Here is a 17,282-nt window from a genome sequence, read left to right on the forward strand (position 1 = left end):
ACGGTGGCGGGTCGCTAAGGCGGGACGGCCGCGGATCTAAGGCGTCGTGCCGATGTGGGGGCGGACGCCTTAGGACGAACCTCTTGGATGTCGGGCCCGTCCGTGGGCCCGGAATCCAAAGAGGAGGGGCCGTGTACCACCACGACATCATGCAGTCGATCATGCGGGAGCGGGCCCGTGAGATGCGGGCGGAGGCGCGGGCCGCAAGGGCCGGCCGGCTGGCGCGCCTGGCCCGCGAGTTCTGGGCCGACCAGGCCGAGCGCGGCGCGGCCCGCCCGGCCCGGCGGCGGCCGTCCGAGCACGGTGCGGCGCCCGCACGGTGACCCGCCCCCGGCCGGAGTGTCCGGCCGGGGGCGGCGCGTAGCGAAATGAAAATCTTTGTCAAGCCTGGAATTCTCCGGGCGTCGTGATTAGCGTCGCGTGTGGGAGTCATCCTCCGTCTGGCGAAAGGACCCCCGCATGTCTCTTGACGTGACCCCGGAACTCCTGGAGACGGCGCAGAAGGGCGAGGTCGGCGACGCGGCGTTCGTCGAATGCATCAGAACGTCCCTCCCGTACGCGTGGGACATGATCAGCGGGCTGGTGGCGCGGCTGCAGGTGGACGGCGGAGACTTCGCCGACAACCTGACGCCGCCGCCGGACGAGCAGGCCCGCGGTCAGCTGCTCCGCGTCCTCGCGAGCGACGCCATGCGCGGCACCCTGGAACGCTACTTCGGCGTCAGGCTCGCCTTCCAGAACTGCCACCGCGTGGCGGTCTTCCCGGCCGGCGAGTCGGACGCCCACCGGACGTTCGTGACGGCCCGCGAACAGATCCTCAACCAGTCCCCCGAACTCCGCGACTGCTGACCGCTTCGCCGACCTGCGGCGTGCCGCCCTTGAGAACGGCCTCATCAGGGCGACACGCCGCAGGTCAGCGTGTGGCGGCGCGGACCTTGGGGAGGACGTCGGCGCCCAGGCGGGCGATGTTGTCCAGGGTGGCGGCGCGGGAGCCGGCGGCTTCGACCAGCAGGATCAGGTGCCGGATTCCGGTGCGTTCGACGGTGGTCACGAGCGATTCCACGCAGTCGTCCGGTGAGCCGACGGGATGCAGATCGCACATGAGGCGCGTGTAGGCGACGGGGTCACGGGACGGCCGTGGACGGTCGTCGATGGGAACGTATCCCTCCAGCCCTGGGCCCAGCCAGCGCGGCATCTCGTCCATGAGGGTCTTCACGGCTTCTTCGCGTGTGTCGGCGACCTGGGCGACATGGGTGGAGATGTGCGGAGCCTCCGGGCGGCCGTGGCGGGCGACGGCGGCGGCCTTCTCGTCGGGTCCGACATGCATTCCCAGCAGCATCGGCAGGCCGCGTTCTGCGGCGAGCGCCTCGGTGGCGGGGGATGTGCACGCGACCGCCACCGGGGGCGGGGCAAGCGCGCGCGGGACGACCGGAACCTCGCGGAAGCGAAAGTGCTCGCCGGACCATGCGACCCGGTCCGAGCGCAGCCAGGACAGAAGAAGGTCGAGGGACTCGGCGAAGCCCTCCTCATAACGGGGGAGACCGGTGCCGAACACCTCCAGGTCCCGCCACGGCCCGCCGCGTCCGACGCCCAGGCGGAAACGGCCGCCGGACAGCAGCGACAGCATCGCCGCCTCCTCGGCCAGTGCCACCGGGTGCCGGGTGGACAGCACGCTGACCGCCGTCCCGACATGGACGCGGCCGGTGAGCGCCAGGATGTGCCCGGCGAGGACGGTCGCCGACGGGACGACCCCGTAGGACATGAAGTGGTGTTCGGCCAGCCAGACGTCGTCGAACCCGGCCCGTTCGGCGGCGGCGGCGGCTTCGACGGTCCGGGCCAGGGCGGCGGCGTCCCGCTGGGGACCCGAGCGGGAAGTTTCGTTGGGCGGGTGGCGGGTGGCGAGGAGGAAGATTCCGAGGCGCACGTCCCCGTCGTACCCGCCCTCGTGGGCGCGCGAGCGTTTTGGGAGACTGCCGTCATGACTGGTGGTTCGTTCAGCAGAGTCGGAGTCGTCGGACTGGGCACGATGGGCGCGGGCATCGCCGAGGTGCTGGCGCGCGGCGGCCTCGCGGTCGTCGGCATCGAGGTGAACCAGGACGCGCTGGAACGCGGGCGCGGGCACCTGGAAAGCTCGACCGGACGGGCCGTCAAGCGCGGCAGGCTCACCGAGGACGCGCAGCGCGAGATCCTCGGCCGGGTCGCGCTGTCGACCGACTTCGCCGACCTCGGCGACTGCGACCTCGTCATCGAGGCCGTCCCGGAGCGGCTCGACCTGAAGCGCAAGGTCTTCGCCGAACTGGACCGGGTGTGCCGGGACGACGCCGTCCTCGCCACCAACACCTCGTCGCTGTCGGTCACCGACATCGCGGTCACCACCGGACGTCCCACCAAGATCGTCGGGGTGCACTTCTTCAACCCGGCGCCCGTGATGAAGCTCGTCGAGGTCATCGCGACCGTCCTGACCGAGCCGGACGCCGTGACCCGCGTCGCCGGCCTCGTGGCGGGCCTCGGCAAGACCCCGGTGACGATCGGGGACCGCGCCGGCTTCGTCGCGAACCGGCTGCTGTTCGGATACCTGAACCAGGCCGCGTCCATGCTGGAGTCGGGGCACGCGACCCGCGACGACATCGACACCGCGATGAAGGTGGGCGCGGGCCTGCCGATGGGCCCGTTCACCCTCATGGACCTGATCGGCCTCGACACCTGCCTGGAGGTGCTCGAAGCGATCTACGCCGAGTCGCGCGACCGGCGCCACGCCGCATCCCCGCTGCTGCGCGAACTCGTCACCGCCGGGCTCCTCGGCCGCAAGACGGGCCGCGGCTTCTACACCTACGACACGTCCGCCGCCGAACCCGCGGCGGAGGCGGCCGGCGGCCCGAAGCCGGTCGTGGGCATCGTCGGCGTCGGCCCCCTCGCGGACGCGATCGCCGCGCTGTGCGACCGGGCGGGCGCCGAGGTCCGCGACTCCGCCGCCCGGTTCGCCGACTGCGACCTGATCGTCGAGGCCGCGGAGGACGCCGAGGCGGGGCGTGCGCTGCTGTCCGCCGCCGCCCAGGCCGCCAAGCCCGGTGCCGTGCTGGCCGTGACGTCGGTGTCCGGCCCGGTGATCGAGCAGGCGATGGCGACCGGCCGTCCCGCCGACGTCGTCGGCCTGCACCTGCCCGACCCGGCGGGCACGCTCGCCGAGGTCGCCGCCACGGTCGCGACCGACCCGCGGATCGCCGACCGGGCCGCGGACCTCGCCGGACGCCTCGGCCTCACCGTCGTGCGCTGCCGCGACCGCGCCGGCTTCATCGTGGACGCCCTGCGCTTCCCGTACCTGAACGACGCCGCGGCGATGCTCGGCGCCGGATACGCCGACGCCGACTCGATCGATGCCGCGATGACGCTCGGCTGCGGCTACCCGACGGGCCCGATCGCCGACCTCGACCGGCTCGGCCTGGACCGCGCGGTCACCGTCCTGCGCGCCCTGCACGCCGAGACCCGGGACCCGGCCCTGGCCCCCACCCCGCTCCTCACGGAACACGTGACCGCCGGAAGCCCGCTGTACTGAATATCCTCGAAGGCATGAGCCCCCGGAAGAATCGTCGTGCGCTGTCCGGACGTCCCTCGCGGGGCGGCGGGGGAGTGTGGGCGCAGGAGACCGAGGAGGGCCCGGACGGCGCATGGATCGTCCGGGCGATCTCCGGGGCCGCCGCGACGAAGGCGTACCGGTGCCCGGGGTGCGACCAGGAGATCCCGCCGGGCGTCGCGCACGTCGTCGCGTGGCCGGCGGACGACCGGGGCGGCGAGGACCGCCGGCACTGGCATCGCCCCTGCTGGCAGGCCCGCGGCCGGCGTTCGCCCCGCATCATGCGTTCGCGTGACGCGCCGCGCTTTTAGCCCTTGACCGGGGTTCGTCCCCGAAATGAACAGAGGAGAGCCATGGCGGAGATCAGGGCGGCGACGGTGCTGCCGGCGCGGCGCGAGGAGATCACGCTGCACACCTCCGACGGGCTGAAGCTGGTCGGTGAGATGGCGCTTCCCCTGGACCGGCCGCCGGTGGCGACGCTGGTGTGCCTGCATCCGCTGCCCACTGCTCAGGGCATGATGGACAGCCACGTCCTGCGCAAGGCGTCCTACCGGCTGCCCGCGCTCGCCGGTGTCGCCGTGCTGCGGTTCAACACACGCGGGACGACGTCGGCGCGCGGCACGAGCCAGGGCGAGTTCGGCGAGGGGGAGACCGAACGGTTCGACGTGGCGGCGGCGCTGGAGTACGCCGAGTACCACGATCTGCCGCACCCGTGGCTGCTCGGCTGGTCGTTCGGCACCGAACTGGCTTTGAAGTGGGGGCGTGACCCGCTGGTCGAGGGCGCGATCCTGCTGTCCCCGCCGCTGAGACGGGCGGGTGACGCGGACCTGGACGCCTGGGGCGCCGACGGACGGCCCGTCGTGGCGCTGGTCCCGGAGTTCGACGACTTTCTGCGTCCGGCGGAGGCGCGGGAGCGGTTCAAGCGCGTCCCGCAGGCCGAGGTGGTCGCGGTGGAGAACGCCAAGCACCTCTGGGTGGGCGAGCCGTACGTCCGGATCGTCCTGAACGAGATCGTCAAGCGGGTCGCTCCGACGGCGGCCCCGCTCCCCACTGAATGGGACGAACCGGGCGAATAACCTCATGCGGCCGATCGCGGCCACTCTCGTAACGCATGACCCGATAGCGGGTAACGATGGGCTTAGTGATCGCGTTCACGGCGGCCCGACCGGGACGCCGTGAGGAGGGACCGCCCATGACCGTGCAGCTGTACGCCAGGGATGTCGGAACCGGCACGCCACTCGTCCTGCTGCACGCCTTCCCGCTCTCCTCGGCGATGTGGCTCGGCCAGCGGGAGGGCCTCGCGAACCGGTTCCGCGTCATCACCCCCGACCTGCGCGGCTTCGGCGGTTCCGTGCTCGGCGACGACGAGCCGTCGATCGACGCGATGGCCGACGACGTCGCCGGTATGTTCCGGCGCCTCGGCGTCGGCCGGGCCGTCGTCTGCGGGCTGTCGATGGGCGGCTACGTGGCGATGGCGCTGTGCCGGCGGCACCCCGACCTCGTCCTCGGCCTGGTGCTGGCCGCCACCCGCGCCGCCGCCGACGCCGACGCCGTCCGGGAGGCCCGGCTGCGGCAGGCGGGCCGGCTCGAACACGACGGCACCACGCAGATCCTGGTGGACGAGGTCCTGCCCGGCCTCGTCGGACCCACCACGCTGCGCCAGCGCGCGCTCATCTACGGGCGCGTGCGCGGACTCGTCCAGGCCACCCCGCCGCACGCCGCCGCGTGGGCGCAGCGCGCCATGGCCGGACGCCCGGAGGCGTTCGGCACACTCCGCGGCATGCGGGTGCCCGCCCTCGTCATGATCGGAGACGAGGACGCGCTGGCCACCGAGGACGAGGCCCGCGCCATGTCCGACGCGCTGCCCAACGCGGAACTGCTGGTCATGCCGCGCGCCGGGCACCTGTGCGCGGTGGAGCAGCCGGACCTGTTCAACCAGGCCGTGGCGGAGTTCGCCGCCGCCCTGGCCCGCACCAGCCGCTGAGCGTTCGGCGGGTGGCTAGATCACCTCTTGCCGGGGCATGACGACCTCGCGGATCAGCAGTGAGATCGCCGCCGCCGTCGGGATCGCCAGCAGCGCCCCGACGACGCCGAGCAGCGCCGCGCCGACCAGCGCCGCCACGATCGTCACCGCCGGCTGCACGTCCACCGTCCGTTTCATGACGCGCGGATACACCACGTAGTTCTCCACCTGCTGGTAGAGCACATAGAAGATCACGCAGGCGATGAGGTCCGTGGTGTCGCCGGTCAGGAACGTCACCAGGGACACCACCACCGCGCCGATCGTCGCGCCGACCAGCGGGATCAGGTCGGTCACCGCGACGATCAGCGCCAGCGCCAGGGCGTACTTCACCCCGAGGACCGACAGGAAGATGTACGACGTGACGCCCGCGATGAACGCGATCGTGAACTGCCCGGCGACGTACCCGCCGATCCGGTCGAGTATCTCGTCGCCCAGCAGCGCGACGCGCGCTCTTCGGGAGCGCGGGGCGAGCTGGTAGAAGAACGTCTTGATCTGCGGCAGCGAGCTGAGGAAGTACAGCGTCAGGATCAGGATCGTGATCGTCTGGAAGACGCCGCTGACCGCGACCTTGCCGATGCCGGTGGCGGTGTCGGTGAGGCTGTTCTGGAAGTCCGGGCTGTTGACGGCCTTCTCGGCGCGGTCCAGGAGCCCGTAGCGCTTGTCCCACTCGGCCAGCGTCTTGTTGTTCTGCAGCTGCTCGACGTACTCGGGGATGCTCTTGCGCAGCTCGGTGACCTGCTCGGTGACCGGCTGGACGAGTGAGGCGACGAAGCCCGCGAAGAAGAGGATCACGACGAGGAACACCGTCGCGACCGCCGCGCCGCGCGGGAACCCGAACTTGCGGAGCCGGTCGACCGCCGGGTTCAGGCCGACCGCGAGGAACATCGCCACCACGATCATCACGATCACGGACTTGGCGTTCGTCGCGGCCCGCACCAGCAGCCACGCGGTGATGACGCCGAGCGCGGCGGTGAACCCGAACACGAACGGGTGGGCCCGGCCGAGCGGCTGGCCGGGCCGCCCGAACGGGAACAGGTGGTCGACGCCGGCCTCGCGCCTGCGCTGCTCCACGTCGTGCGCCGGGTCGGGCGCGTCCGAGGCCGGTGGCGCCTTTCCCGGCGCCGGTACCGGAGCCGGGAGGTTGACGGGCGTGCCGGTGGCCGGGTCCCGCTCCCCGGACGGCTCGTCGATCTTCTCGGGCTTCAGCGCACCGCTGGGCGCGACGGCGTCCTTGCCCGGTTCTTCTGGTTCCCCCGGCCCGCCGGCCGTCGTGTCGTCGTCCGCGGTGTCGTCGTCCGCGGCGGTGTCGTCCGTCGTCGTGTCGTCGTCGGCGGGCGGGGTGGGAGCGGGGACCTTGCGGCCGGTCGCGGGACCGCCCTCGCCGGGTATCGCCTCCGGCCCGTCCTCGTGGGGGGTCTCGTTGGACACGCCGCTCTCCTCTTCCATCCTGCCGTGGTCATGCCGCACGCCGCGTCGCGGGCCTGGGCCGCGCTACAGGGTGAGACGACGGAAAGCCTAGAGGCGTTTCCGCTGCCTCTAGGCTTTCCGTCACGTTCGGGCCATTGTCAGATGACGGTCACTCCTGCCACCAGTCCTCGTCGTCCTCCTCGGACTTGGCGGCGGGGGCGGCCTGCTTGGCGGGCGCGGCCTTGCCCGCGGGCTGCTGCTGTCTGGGCTGCTCGGCCTGCTGCGCCGGGGCCGGCTTGGGCTCGGCCGCGGGGATCGCGGCCTTCTCCGGGGGCGCGGCCAGCTCGGCGTCGCCGCCCAGGTTCGGCGCGACACCGCCGATCAGCTGACGCAGCTGGTTGAGGTGGCTGGTGATGCTGTCGCGCTGGCGGGTGAGCTCGTCGACCTGCCGCTGCGCCGCCGTCCGGACGCGGTCGGACTCGGCCTTGGTCTCGGCGAGCAGCTGCTCGGCCTGCGCCTTGGCCTCGGCGATCACATTGTCGGAGTTCTTGCGCGCGTTGGCCATGAGCTGCTTGGCGTGCGAGTCGGCCTCACGCCGTGTCTGCTCGGCCTGCTGGGTGGCCTTGGCGGCCCGCTGCTCGGCGGACGCGGCGCGCTGCTCGGCCTCGGCGACGAGCTTCTGCGTGGCGGCCTGGGCATTGGAGTGCCGCTCGGCGTCCTGCCGGTCGGCCTCCTCGCGCCGGGCGGCCAGCTGGATCTCGAACTCGGCCTCGGCCTGGGCGCGCTGGGCCTCGCTCTCCTCCAGAATGCGCTGGGCCTGGGCCCGCATCTCGTCGGCCTGCCGCTTGGCCGTCGTGAGGATCTCGTCCCGCTCGCGCTTGGTGGACGCGCGCAGCTGCGCGACCTCGCGCTCGGTCGTGGTCCGCAGCTTGGCGATCTCGCGCTCGGCGCCGGCGCGCTTCTCGGCGACCTCGTGGTCGGCGGTGGCGCGCAGCTTGGCGACCTCGCGCTCGGTCGTGGAGGTCAGCTCGTCCGCCTCGCGGCGGGCGGAGGTTCGCACCTCCTCGGCCTCGCGCTCCGCCGCGCCGCGCATGTCGTCGCCCTCGCGCTGGGCGTTCGCGCGCAGTTCGGCGGCGTCGTTCTCGGCGGTGGCGCGCTGCTCGGCGGCATCGACCTTGGCCGCGGCCTTGATCTCGTTCGCCTCGGAGCGTGCGGCCTGCACGAGCTCGGTGGCCTGCTCCTCGGCGAGCCTGAGCAGCTGCTCGATGCGCGCGCCGAGACCGGAGTAGGTGGGACGTTCCTGCTCCTGCAGCTGACGATGGGCGTCCGACAGCTCTCGCTGCATGGCCTGTGTCTGCTCGCGGGTCTGCCGGACCTCGTTGTCGAGCGTCTTGATGTGCTCGTCGACCTGGTGCCGGTCGTAGCCGCGGAGCACCACGTCGAATTCGCGCGGGGGCGTGTCTTCAAAGAAGTTGCTGAGCTGGGCGTCGATGTCGGACTGCATGTGGCTCAATCCTGATGTGACGGGGCTACGGGTAGTTCCGGGGACCGGTTGATCGCCTGACATGACGGGCGCAGTGCCCCAGACCTCTTCCGGCGACTGAAGCGTACTCCGGACGCTGCCGTGTTGGGGGCTCATCTTGACGCGCTGCGTATTTTGTCCCTTTTGTGTACCTGACCTCCGCGTGGGTCGCCGCCCAGGTGCGGGCACCACAAATGCACCAGATGTGGCGCAACGGTCACACAGCGGCGGTCAGTACCCCGTCGTCGGCGACAGTGATATCGAACACGTCACGATCCGATCGCGCCCCTGCGGCGCCGCCGCTCGAAGATCACGCGCGTCCGTCAGCGCTTCTGGACGAGCTCGGTCAGGACGCCGTGGCAGTCCTTGGGGTGCAAAAAGTTGATCAAGGATCCCATGGACCCGTTGCGCGGCGCGTCGTACAGGACCCGGACGCCCTTGCCCGCGATGCCGGCCGCCTCCTCCGCGACGGTCCCGTCCGTCCCGAACGCGATGTGGTGCACGCCCTCGCCGTTCTTCGCCAGCCACTTGGCGACCGCCGAGTCGTCCCGGATCGGCTCGATCAGCTGCAGATAGCTCGCCGCCCCGTCCCCCGTCTCGTTGATCTTGAGCATGCACTCCCGGACGCCCTGCTCCTCGTTCACCTCGAAGTGCGCGTCGGTGAAGCCGTAGGTCGCCTTGTAGAACTCGACGGTGGCCTCCAGGTCATGACACGCGATGCCGATGTGGTCGATACGGGTCAGCATGGGCTTTCTCCCTACTCGGACGGCCAGGCGGGGGCGAACGGAACCGAACACGGTTCTCCTGGGTATGGTGGCAAACGTCGCCGCAGCACCACCCTGGAGGCCCCCTCATGACCGCCACGTCCGTGATCGTCGCCGGAGCGCGCACCCCCATCGGGCGCCTGATGGGCTCGCTGAAGGACTTCTCCGCGGCCGACCTCGGAGCGCACGCGGTCAAGGCGGCGCTGGAGCGCGCCGGGGTGTCCGGCGACCAGGTGCAGTACGTGATCCTCGGCCAGGTCCTGCAGGCGGGCGCGGGCCAGATCCCGTCCCGGCAGGCGGCCGTCAAGGCGGGCATCCCGATGAGCGTCCCGTCGATCACGATCAACAAGGTGTGCCTGTCCGGCCTGGACGCGATCGCGCTCGCCGACCAGCTGATCAGGGCCGGCGAGTTCGACATCGTCGTGGCGGGCGGGATGGAGTCGATGACCCAGGCCCCGCACCTGCTGCCCAAGTCGCGCGGCGGCTACAAGTACGGCACCGTCGAAGTCCTCGACCACATGGCCCACGACGCGCTGACGGACGCGTTCGACGGCATCGCCATGGGCGAGTCGACCGAGATGCACAACGCGAAGCTGAACATCTCGCGCGAGGAGCAGGACGAGTTCTCCGCCCGCTCCCACCAGCGCGCCGCCGAGGCCACCAAGAACGGCGTGTTCGACGACGAGATCGCCCCAGTGGAGATCCCGCAGCGGCGTGGTGAGCCGATCGTGTTCTCCGCCGACGAGGGCGTGCGCGGCGACACCACCGCCGAGTCGCTGGCCAAGCTGCGTCCCGCGTTCAGCAAGGAGGGCACGATCACCGCCGGCTCGTCCTCGCAGATCTCCGACGGGGCCGCGGCGGTCGTGGTGATGTCCAAGGCCAAGGCCGAGGAACTCGGGCTGACGTGGCTAGCCGAGATCGGCGCGCACGGCAACGTCGCCGGCCCGGACAACTCGCTGCAGTCCCAGCCGTCCAACGCGATCAAGCACGCCCTCGGCAAGGAGGGCCTGAGCGTGGACGACCTGGACCTCGTCGAGATCAACGAGGCGTTCGCCTCCGTCGGCATCCAGTCGATGCGCGACCTCGGCATCGGACCCGACAAGGTCAACGTCAACGGCGGCGCCATCGCGCTCGGCCACCCGGTCGGCATGTCGGGCGCCCGCATCGCCCTGCACCTGGCCCACGAGCTGAAGCGCCGCGGCGGCGGCGTCGGCGCCGCCGGCCTCTGCGGCGGCGGCGGCCAGGGCGACGCGTTGCTTATTCGTGTCCCGACCCGGCCGCTCGCCTAGCGGCTCACGACCGATCGGTGCGTCTTACTGCGGCTTGGGCTGGTGGACGGTGACCGTTGTGAAGCCCAGGGCCTTGAGCATGTTCTCCAGCATCGCCTTGGTGTTGGCGTCGGCGCGTTCCTTCAGGCCGCTCTGGGCGGCCGCCGTCTGGATCTTCTGGGCCGCCAGGACGTAGAGCTGCTGCTGGTCGGCGGGGTTGCCGCTGAAGAAGTCGCCGAAGCGGTCGAGCAGGCCGCGTTCGGTGGCGTGGACGTAGCTGTGCTTCGGGTCGAGGTTGGTCTTCTCCAGCTGGGCGGGCGGCAGCGTGATGGTCGCGGACGTCCGGTCCGCGTTCACCTTGACGGCGCCCGAACCGAGCTTCGAGAAGTCCACGTAGGCGTCGACGGAGCCGTTCCCGACGAACAGGGTGCGCTCGCCGCGCAGCGACCCCGGCAGGAACTTGGCGTCCTTCTCCAGGTCTACGATGACCTGGAAGTTGCCGCTGGCAGCCTCGTAGCGGTGCAGGTCGCGGATGGACTTCAGCAGGACGGGCCCGCTGCGGTCCTTGGTCTCCACGCCGAACGGGTTCAGCCATCCGGGGAGACCGCGCAGTGCCTGCTGGGCCACGAGCACGACCGCGATGGTCGCGACGATGAGCAGGACCGGGGTGATCAGCCCGCGCCGCGAAGCGCGGGACCGGACGGTGGACGCCTTGCGGGGTGCGTCGTTCTTCTGTTCCGGGCGAGCCATGTACGGGGGCATTCCCGGCAGGAACGTCTCGTACCTGGCGTGCCGGTTAGGTCGATGTGAGCGAAGCCATACCGTGGGGCGAAACCCCTGGCGGGGGCAGTTGCGTTGGGACGGGTGTGGACATGATTCGTGTTTTCCGCCTCGTCTCCATCGCCGAGGCGGCCTCCTTCCTCCTGCTGCTCCTGGTCGCGATGCCGCTGAAGTACGGTGCGGACGCGGAAGTGGGCGTGCAGCTGATGGGGCCGATCCACGGAGTCCTGTTCATGGCCTACGTCGGGATGGTCTTCCTCGTCCGTGAGGCGCTCCGCTGGGACTTCAAGCGCACGGTGCTGGCACTGGGCGCCGCCGTGCTGCCGGTCGCCCCGTTCCTCGTGGAGCGCTACTGGACCAGGCCCGCGAACTCGACCGCAGCGGGCGCCGCGCCTGCCGCGCGCTGACGGTGATGAACTTCTGCGTGGTCGCGGCCGGCTGGGGGTCCGCCGCGGCCGCGCAGAGGATGACCGGGCTCGGCCGGCCCGGCCGCGGGGCTTGGGTGTCCGCTGCGGCCGCGCAGAGGATGACCGGGCTCGGCCGGGCCGGCCGCGGGGCTTTCGGCTCGCGGTGACCTCGCGTCCTTCGCCGCGCGTCCGGAGTGCTTAGACTGCTCTGCCGGGCGGCGGGTCTTGCCGGTCCGGAAGTCGGCGGGGCCGAGCGAGCAGGCCCGGTAGTCGGCGAAGTTGAGCCGCAGCCAGGCGCGGCGCCGGGATTCGCTCCAGGACGCGAACCGGCGTGCCGCGCGGGTGTCGGCGATGACGGGAGGGACGTCGCCGAGAAGCCACGCGTCGACCAGCGCGCGGTAGCCGTTCGGCGAGGCCGCGCAGGCCCGGGCGTCTCTGAGGCTTCGGCTGATCTGCCGGACGGCCCGCGCCGCGTACCCGGGCGCGAGTTCCTCATCGAGATGGACGGTGGCGACGCCGTCCTCCACGGAGACGGGGGTCCCCGCGGGACGCTGCTCCACCTTCGTGAACGCGCCGGGGGTGTCGTTCAGGCGCGCGGCGAGGGGAGTGGCCGCCGCCATCAGCCGGGGCAGCGCGTCCCGCAGGGCGGGGTGGACGCACACGGTCAGCGGCCATTCCCTGCAGACCGGCGCCGCCGCCACGGGCGCGACCGTCCCGCCGGAGCCGTACAGGCCGTGCGTGGCGGTGACCGTCGCGGCCAGTGCAACCACAAGCGGGAGAACGAGCAGGAATCGCCGCGTCGCCCACATCACATAGCCGAGGATCAGCGCGGTGGTCAGGCCGACCGTCCAGGTGACCTGGTCGACGAGCACCTGCGGGCGCAGGGTGGTGAACAGGGCGATGTGGTCGAACGCCGCCGGGGGAAGCAGGCTCCACCACGACACGCCCGGGACGCGCAGCGCGGCCCACAGCGATGTCACGGCGAGGATCAGGGCGGCTGTGGCGCGGTGGGGGACGACGCGTCCGGCCAGGTAACCCACGACGACGTGCAGGACGAGTGAGCCCGCACCGGCGACGATGCCCATCGGGTGGGGATGCCCCGACTGGCCTTGGAGCAAGGTGACGGCGACGACCACGATCGTGACCGCGATGTAGGAGACCAGCGCGGCGGCGGACAGCAGCAGCAGGTCGAACAGCACACCGGTGGCGGGGGAGCGCGCGGTGAGGTCGCGCAGATAGTCGAGGGGACGTTCCCGTACCGCGGTCCAGGCGGCCAGTCCCGCGGCGACGGGGCCGAGGAAGCGGACCGAGTTGACCAGTGCGACGACGGTGTTGTCCCAGTACGCGACCGACGGGCACAGCGACAGCACGGCCGCCGCCGTCCCGACCGAGGTGAGGACCGGCACCGCGACCAGCAGTGCCGTGCGACGGGCGTCCAGCCGGAGCACCCGCCCCAGGTCAGACACCGGTGGCGCTCCCGGCGGGCGGCCGCCTCGCCCGCAGCCCCGTCAGCTGCGGCAGCGGCACGCTGGGCAGCGTCATCTGCGGCAGCGCCGGCCGCGCGGGCCGGTGCTCCGGGGGCACGAGCGAGGGCACCGGTTCCGCGGGTGCCACCGGATCCGCCGGGTCGGCGCCGCGGCGGTCGGCGGCGGTGCGGCCGCGGCGCGCCGTGGCGGACCGGGTGGGCTGTTCGGTCAGCCGGCCGCGTGCGAGCGTGAGGAGGCGGTCGCACCATCCGGTGAGCGTCCCGCCGGCGTCGGCCGTGACCATCACCGTCGGGGCGAGAGTGCGCAGCACCGGGATCAGTTCCGCCATGGCGGAGGTGAGCATGTGGTGCCCGGGGCCGCCGGCGCCGGTGGGCCACGGTTCGGCGGCGGCGCACAGTTCGCCGAACGGGTCGTCCAGGAACACCGCGTCGGGCTCGTGGACGCACGCGGCGGCGAGCCCGGCCCGCAGCCGGACGTCGGGCGGCAGCAGCGCCAGTTCGGTGCCGGCGGCCTCGGCGAGATCGAGCCGCCGCACCATGGAGCGCGCGGCGGACGCGCTCGTCCGCTTGTAGTAGGCCGCGTACTCGACGAACTCCCCGGCCGTCATGTGCTCCGCCCGGGTGAACCGCGCCGGCAGGTATCCGATCCGGGCGCGTGCTGCCCGCACGCCGGTGGTGTGCGCGACGTCGTGCCCGAGAATGTGCAGCACGCCGGCATTCGGCCTGCGCAAGGTCGCGAACGTGGCCAGCAGAGTGGATTTACCGGCGCCAGGTGGACCGGCCAGGCCGACCACGCCTTCGGGTACGCCGAAGGTCACCGGGCGCAGGAGCCACCGCCCCCCGCGGCGGACACCCATTCCTCGGGCCACGATCACGGAATGATCCGCGATCACAAGTTTCCCCCCATTGCTCGTCATGCGTTCGCGGCGGCGGGCTGCGAGCCCGGTGACCGGGTGCGCCGGTGGCCTCGGTCCCCCAACCCTGCCACGCGGTGCCCGCCGGGCCGGGCCGCCGTACGGCGGTTCCGGCGCGCCGGTCGCTTTTGCCGTGCCGCGATGCATCGACATCGTGACTATAACCGGGCTTGGTGATGGCTGCCAGCAATCTTTTTGCCTTTACGGCAGGACGCCTGGATTCTTTGCCCGCCGCACCCTAGGCGAGAATTCGAAAAGGCGGGCAATTGCCGAACTGGGCGCAGAATCGGGACGTGCCGGGCGTCCAGTGCGGACGCCGCGCTCCGCTGGGAGCGTACGGACGCGCGGTCGCACGCGCTCATGAGGCAGGATGGTCCCATGCCTTCTCGGGACTTTTCGTTGCACGGGGCCATCGATCTGGGGGCGCGCCAGTCGGCCGCCAGGAAGCAGCAGGAACGCCGGGCCCAGGGCGGCGGCGCGTCCGCCGGTGCGGGCGCCCCCGCCGGCCAGTACGTCGTGGACGTCACGGACGAGACGTTCAACACCGAGGTCGTGGAGCGGTCGCAGTCCGTTCCCGTCCTGGTGGACTTCTGGGCCGAGTGGTGCGGTCCGTGCAAGCAGCTCGGGCCGATCCTGGAGAAGCTCGCCACCGAGGCGGCCGGCAAGTGGGTGCTGGCCAAGGTCGACATCGACGCCAACCCGCAGCTCGGCGCGTACATGCAGCAGATGGGGGTGCGCGGCATCCCGTTCGTGGCGGCCGTCGTCGCCGGGCAGCTGCTGCCGTTCCTGAACGGCGCGGCGCCCGAGCCGCAGGTGCGCCAGGCCATCGACCAGCTCTTCGAGGCGCTGCGCAAGGAGGGCATCCTGCCGGACGCCCCCGAAGGCGAGCAGCCGGTCGCGGACGAGGCGGGGGCGCTCGCTCCCGACCCGGTGTACCAGCGGGCCGAGGACGCGCTGCAGCGCGGCGACCTGGACGGCGCCAAGACGGCCTTCGAGGACATCCTCGCCGCCGACCCGCGCGACGCCCAGGCCAAGCAGGGGCTCGCGCTGGTGGAGCTGAGCCTGCGGGTTCGGTCGCTGGACGCCGAGGGCGCCATCCGGGACGCCGGCGCGAAGCCCGGCGACGTCCAGGCGCAGATCAGCGCGGCCGACGTGGAGATGGTGTCCGGCCAGATGGAGCAGGCGTTCGACCGGCTGCTGACCGCGGTGCGCGGCAGCGCGGGCGACGACCGCGACGCCGCGCGCAAGCACCTGCTGTCGCTGTTCGAGCTTCTCCCGCCGGACGACCCGCGCGTCGCCAAGGCCCGCCGCTCCCTCCAGTCGGCTCTGTTCTGACCGGTTACGTGCCGGTCTGCCGGTTCTGATCCGTTCTGACCGAGGTCGAGACGGGCATGATCCGGATGTGAGCGCGGGCCGGGACGAGCCGCGCGGATCGGGACACCCGACCGTGATGTTGAGCGTATGCTCGATGACAACGACCGCGCCCGGACGGCCTACGTGAAGCACTTCTACGGGGCCGACCCCGCCGATCCGCGGCTCTACCACCTCGTGATCGACTCCACGGGGCTGCCCGTGCCCGCGACCGTCGAGCTGATCGTCGTCGCGGCGCTGGCGCTGTGAGCCGCGGGACGGTCCGGGCCGCGGCCCCGTGACGCACCGTCCCGGACGCATCGTCCCGGCCGGAGCGGCGCGCACGGGACATCGACGACCCGTAGCAGAGGGAGCAGTTGCCGTGGCGAGCGTGCCAAGCGTGTCGTACTCGATCACCGTCCGGCTGGAGGTCCCGGCGGGCGGCAGGGCCGTCAGCCAGATCACCCACGTCGTGGAGAACGCCGGCGGCATCGTCACGGCCCTCGACGTCAACACCGCCGGCCACGAGACGCTGCGCATCGACGTCACGATCGCGACCCGCGACACCCAGCACGCCGAGGCGATCTCCGGCGCGCTGGAGAAGATCGAGTCCGTCAAGATCCACAAGGTCAGCGACCGGACGTTCCTGATGCACCTCGGCGGCAAGATCGAGATGCAGTCCAAGGTGCCGCTGCGCAACCGCGACGAGCTGTCGATGGCCTACACGCCCGGCGTCGCCCGCGTCTCCCTCGCCATCGCCCGCAACCCCGAGGACGTCCGCCGGCTGACGATAAAGCGCAACAGCGTCGCGGTCGTCACCGACGGCTCGGCCGTCCTCGGCCTCGGCAACATCGGCCCGGAGGCCGCGCTGCCCGTCATGGAGGGCAAGGCTGCGCTGTTCAAACGGTTCGCCGGGATCGACGCGTGGCCGATCTGCCTCGACACGCAGGACACCGACGAGATCGTCCGGACCGTGCAGATCCTCGCCCCCGCGTTCGGCGGCATCAACCTGGAGGACATCTCCGCGCCGCGCTGCTTCGAGGTCGAGGCCCGGCTGCGCGAGCTGCTGGACATCCCCGTCTTCCACGACGACCAGCACGGCACCGCGATCTGCGTGCTCGCCGCGCTGACCAACGCGCTGCGCGTCGTCGGCAAGGACATCGGCTCCGTCCGCATCACGATGGCGGGCGCGGGCGCCGCCGGCAGCGCCATCCTGAAGCTGCTGATGTACGCGGGCGCCCGCAACCTCGTCGTCTGCGACGCGCTCGGCGCCGTCCACAAGGGCCGCGGCGACATGGACGACTCGCTCTGCTGGATCGCCGACCACACCAACGCCGACGGCTACTCCGGCGACCTGCGCGGCGCCGTCAAGGACGCCGACGTGTTCATCGGCGTGTCGGCCCCCGCCATCCTGAACGGCGGCGACATCGCCACGATGAACGACGACGCGATCGTGTTCGCCTTGGCCAACCCCGAGCCCGAGGTGTCACCGGACGAGGCGCGCGAGCACGCCGCCGTCGTCGCCACCGGCCGCAGCGACTACCCCAACCAGATCAACAACGTGCTGGCGTTCCCCGGCGTCTTCCGCGGCCTGCTGGACGCCCAGGCCGACATCGTCACCCTGGACATGCTCGCCGCCGCCGCCAAGGCCCTCGCCGAGGTCGTCACGCCGGACGAGCTGGGCCCCAACTACATCGTCCCCAGCGTCTTCCACCCGGACGTGAGCAACTTCGTCGCCGGCGCCGTCCGCGAAGCCGCCGGCGGCCGCCCCCGCACCGAAGCCTGATCGACGC

General features: G+C 71.8%; 18 protein-coding genes. 11 read left to right on the forward strand and 7 right to left on the reverse strand.

Annotated elements, in window-relative coordinates:
- Nucleotides 1-131 precede the first annotated feature (131 nt).
- Complete coding sequence (locus tag ACGFIS_RS31665; RefSeq protein WP_392908419.1) at nt 132-323, forward strand: hypothetical protein; 192 nt, start codon at nt 132-134, stop codon at nt 321-323.
- A gap of 136 nt (nt 324-459) precedes the next feature.
- On the forward strand, nt 460-846 hold the full coding sequence (locus ACGFIS_RS31670; protein WP_392908421.1) for an SCO5389 family protein: 387 nt from the start codon (nt 460-462) through the stop codon (nt 844-846).
- A 64-nt stretch (nt 847-910) separates the two neighbouring features.
- Here the strand turns inward: ACGFIS_RS31670 and ACGFIS_RS31675 are convergent, their stop codons facing one another.
- The gene (locus tag ACGFIS_RS31675) at nt 911-1,921 is read right to left on the reverse strand and encodes an LLM class flavin-dependent oxidoreductase (RefSeq protein ID WP_392908424.1); all 1,011 of its coding nucleotides are present in this window, start codon (nt 1,919-1,921) and stop codon (nt 911-913) included.
- A 54-nt stretch (nt 1,922-1,975) separates the two neighbouring features.
- Here ACGFIS_RS31675 and ACGFIS_RS31680 point away from each other — a divergent pair, with 54 nt between their 5' ends.
- The 4 genes from ACGFIS_RS31680 to ACGFIS_RS31695 all read left to right on the forward strand — a co-directional run bounded on the left by ACGFIS_RS31680 (nt 1,976) and on the right by ACGFIS_RS31695 (nt 5,552).
- Nucleotides 1,976-3,550 carry a 3-hydroxyacyl-CoA dehydrogenase family protein gene (locus ACGFIS_RS31680; protein WP_392908426.1) on the forward strand — a complete coding sequence of 525 codons (1,575 nt, stop codon included), beginning with the start codon at nt 1,976-1,978 and terminating at the stop codon, nt 3,548-3,550.
- A gap of 14 nt (nt 3,551-3,564) precedes the next feature.
- On the forward strand, nt 3,565-3,879 hold the full coding sequence (locus tag ACGFIS_RS31685; RefSeq protein ID WP_392908428.1) for an ATP/GTP-binding protein: 315 nt from the start codon (nt 3,565-3,567) through the stop codon (nt 3,877-3,879).
- A gap of 42 nt (nt 3,880-3,921) precedes the next feature.
- Complete coding sequence (locus ACGFIS_RS31690; protein ID WP_392908430.1) at nt 3,922-4,644, forward strand: alpha/beta hydrolase; 723 nt, start codon at nt 3,922-3,924, stop codon at nt 4,642-4,644.
- Nucleotides 4,645-4,760: 116 nt separating this feature from the next.
- The gene (locus ACGFIS_RS31695; RefSeq protein WP_392908433.1) at nt 4,761-5,552 is read left to right on the forward strand and encodes an alpha/beta fold hydrolase; all 792 of its coding nucleotides are present in this window, start codon (nt 4,761-4,763) and stop codon (nt 5,550-5,552) included.
- Nucleotides 5,553-5,567: 15 nt separating this feature from the next.
- On the opposite strand, the gene ACGFIS_RS31700 is transcribed toward ACGFIS_RS31695, so the two are convergent.
- From ACGFIS_RS31700 to mce, 3 genes are all read right to left on the reverse strand, one after another.
- Entirely contained in the window at nt 5,568-7,019 is a 1,452-nt protein-coding gene (locus ACGFIS_RS31700) for an AI-2E family transporter (RefSeq protein WP_392908435.1), read from the reverse strand.
- Nucleotides 7,020-7,167: 148 nt separating this feature from the next.
- The gene (locus tag ACGFIS_RS31705) at nt 7,168-8,502 is read right to left on the reverse strand and encodes a DivIVA domain-containing protein (RefSeq protein WP_392908438.1); all 1,335 of its coding nucleotides are present in this window, start codon (nt 8,500-8,502) and stop codon (nt 7,168-7,170) included.
- A gap of 341 nt (nt 8,503-8,843) precedes the next feature.
- Nucleotides 8,844-9,266, reverse strand: coding sequence for a methylmalonyl-CoA epimerase (mce, locus tag ACGFIS_RS31710; RefSeq protein WP_392908441.1), 423 nt, complete (start codon nt 9,264-9,266; stop codon nt 8,844-8,846).
- A gap of 107 nt (nt 9,267-9,373) precedes the next feature.
- Between mce and ACGFIS_RS31715 the strand changes: the two genes are divergently transcribed.
- Nucleotides 9,374-10,573 carry an acetyl-CoA C-acetyltransferase gene (locus tag ACGFIS_RS31715; protein WP_392908444.1) on the forward strand — a complete coding sequence of 400 codons (1,200 nt, stop codon included), beginning with the start codon at nt 9,374-9,376 and terminating at the stop codon, nt 10,571-10,573.
- Nucleotides 10,574-10,597: 24 nt separating this feature from the next.
- Here the strand turns inward: ACGFIS_RS31715 and ACGFIS_RS31720 are convergent, their stop codons facing one another.
- Nucleotides 10,598-11,302 carry a DUF4230 domain-containing protein gene (locus ACGFIS_RS31720; protein WP_392973419.1) on the reverse strand — a complete coding sequence of 235 codons (705 nt, stop codon included), beginning with the start codon at nt 11,300-11,302 and terminating at the stop codon, nt 10,598-10,600.
- A gap of 122 nt (nt 11,303-11,424) precedes the next feature.
- On the opposite strand from ACGFIS_RS31720, the gene ACGFIS_RS31725 reads away from it, so the two are divergent.
- Nucleotides 11,425-11,739 (forward strand): DUF3817 domain-containing protein, encoded by a 315-nt coding sequence (locus ACGFIS_RS31725; RefSeq protein ID WP_392908449.1) that lies wholly within the window; start codon nt 11,425-11,427, stop codon nt 11,737-11,739.
- On the opposite strand, the gene ACGFIS_RS31730 is transcribed toward ACGFIS_RS31725, so the two are convergent.
- Together ACGFIS_RS31730 and ACGFIS_RS31735 are read right to left on the reverse strand one after the other, a co-directional pair.
- Nucleotides 11,682-13,205 carry a hypothetical protein gene (locus ACGFIS_RS31730; RefSeq protein ID WP_392908451.1) on the reverse strand — a complete coding sequence of 508 codons (1,524 nt, stop codon included), beginning with the start codon at nt 13,203-13,205 and terminating at the stop codon, nt 11,682-11,684. The two genes, ACGFIS_RS31725 and ACGFIS_RS31730, sit on opposite strands and share 58 nt — an antisense overlap.
- Nucleotides 13,198-14,043 carry an ATP-binding cassette domain-containing protein gene (locus ACGFIS_RS31735; protein ID WP_392973421.1) on the reverse strand — a complete coding sequence of 282 codons (846 nt, stop codon included), beginning with the start codon at nt 14,041-14,043 and terminating at the stop codon, nt 13,198-13,200. Before ACGFIS_RS31735 ends, ACGFIS_RS31730 begins: the two co-directional genes overlap by 8 nt.
- 495 nt (nt 14,044-14,538) lie before the next feature.
- Between ACGFIS_RS31735 and ACGFIS_RS31740 the strand changes: the two genes are divergently transcribed.
- From ACGFIS_RS31740 to ACGFIS_RS31750, 3 genes are all read left to right on the forward strand, one after another.
- Nucleotides 14,539-15,474, forward strand: a complete 936-nt coding sequence (locus tag ACGFIS_RS31740) for a tetratricopeptide repeat protein (RefSeq protein WP_392973423.1) — start codon at nt 14,539-14,541, stop codon at nt 15,472-15,474.
- A gap of 96 nt (nt 15,475-15,570) precedes the next feature.
- A complete protein-coding gene (locus ACGFIS_RS31745; protein ID WP_392908833.1) occupies nt 15,571-15,759 on the forward strand; it encodes a cytidylate kinase family protein in 189 nt (62 codons plus the stop codon).
- Nucleotides 15,760-15,871: 112 nt separating this feature from the next.
- Nucleotides 15,872-17,275, forward strand: coding sequence for an NAD-dependent malic enzyme (locus ACGFIS_RS31750; RefSeq protein WP_392908460.1), 1,404 nt, complete (start codon nt 15,872-15,874; stop codon nt 17,273-17,275).
- Nucleotides 17,276-17,282: the final 7 nt, after the last annotated feature.

This window comes from Spirillospora sp. NPDC048824, assembly GCF_043198455.1.
In the GTDB taxonomy this organism is placed as follows: domain Bacteria; phylum Actinomycetota; class Actinomycetes; order Streptosporangiales; family Streptosporangiaceae; genus Spirillospora.

Bases quoted from the DNA above. Each gene is read 5' to 3' on its own strand.
- ACGFIS_RS31670 (WP_392908421.1), top strand. From the start codon at position 460: ATGTCTCTTGACGTGACCCCGGAACTCCTGGAGACGGCGCAGAAGGGC.
- ACGFIS_RS31680 (WP_392908426.1), top strand. From the start codon at position 1,976: ATGACTGGTGGTTCGTTCAGCAGAGTCGGAGTCGTCGGACTGGGCACG.
- ACGFIS_RS31685 (WP_392908428.1), top strand. From the start codon at position 3,565: ATGAGCCCCCGGAAGAATCGTCGTGCGCTGTCCGGACGTCCCTCGCGG.
- ACGFIS_RS31690 (WP_392908430.1), top strand. From the start codon at position 3,922: ATGGCGGAGATCAGGGCGGCGACGGTGCTGCCGGCGCGGCGCGAGGAG.
- ACGFIS_RS31695 (WP_392908433.1), top strand. From the start codon at position 4,761: ATGACCGTGCAGCTGTACGCCAGGGATGTCGGAACCGGCACGCCACTC.
- ACGFIS_RS31705 (WP_392908438.1), bottom strand. From the start codon at position 8,502: ATGCAGTCCGACATCGACGCCCAGCTCAGCAACTTCTTTGAAGACACG.
- mce (WP_392908441.1), bottom strand. From the start codon at position 9,266: ATGCTGACCCGTATCGACCACATCGGCATCGCGTGTCATGACCTGGAG.
- ACGFIS_RS31715 (WP_392908444.1), top strand. From the start codon at position 9,374: ATGACCGCCACGTCCGTGATCGTCGCCGGAGCGCGCACCCCCATCGGG.
- ACGFIS_RS31720 (WP_392973419.1), bottom strand. From the start codon at position 11,302: ATGGCTCGCCCGGAACAGAAGAACGACGCACCCCGCAAGGCGTCCACC.
- ACGFIS_RS31725 (WP_392908449.1), top strand. From the start codon at position 11,425: ATGATTCGTGTTTTCCGCCTCGTCTCCATCGCCGAGGCGGCCTCCTTC.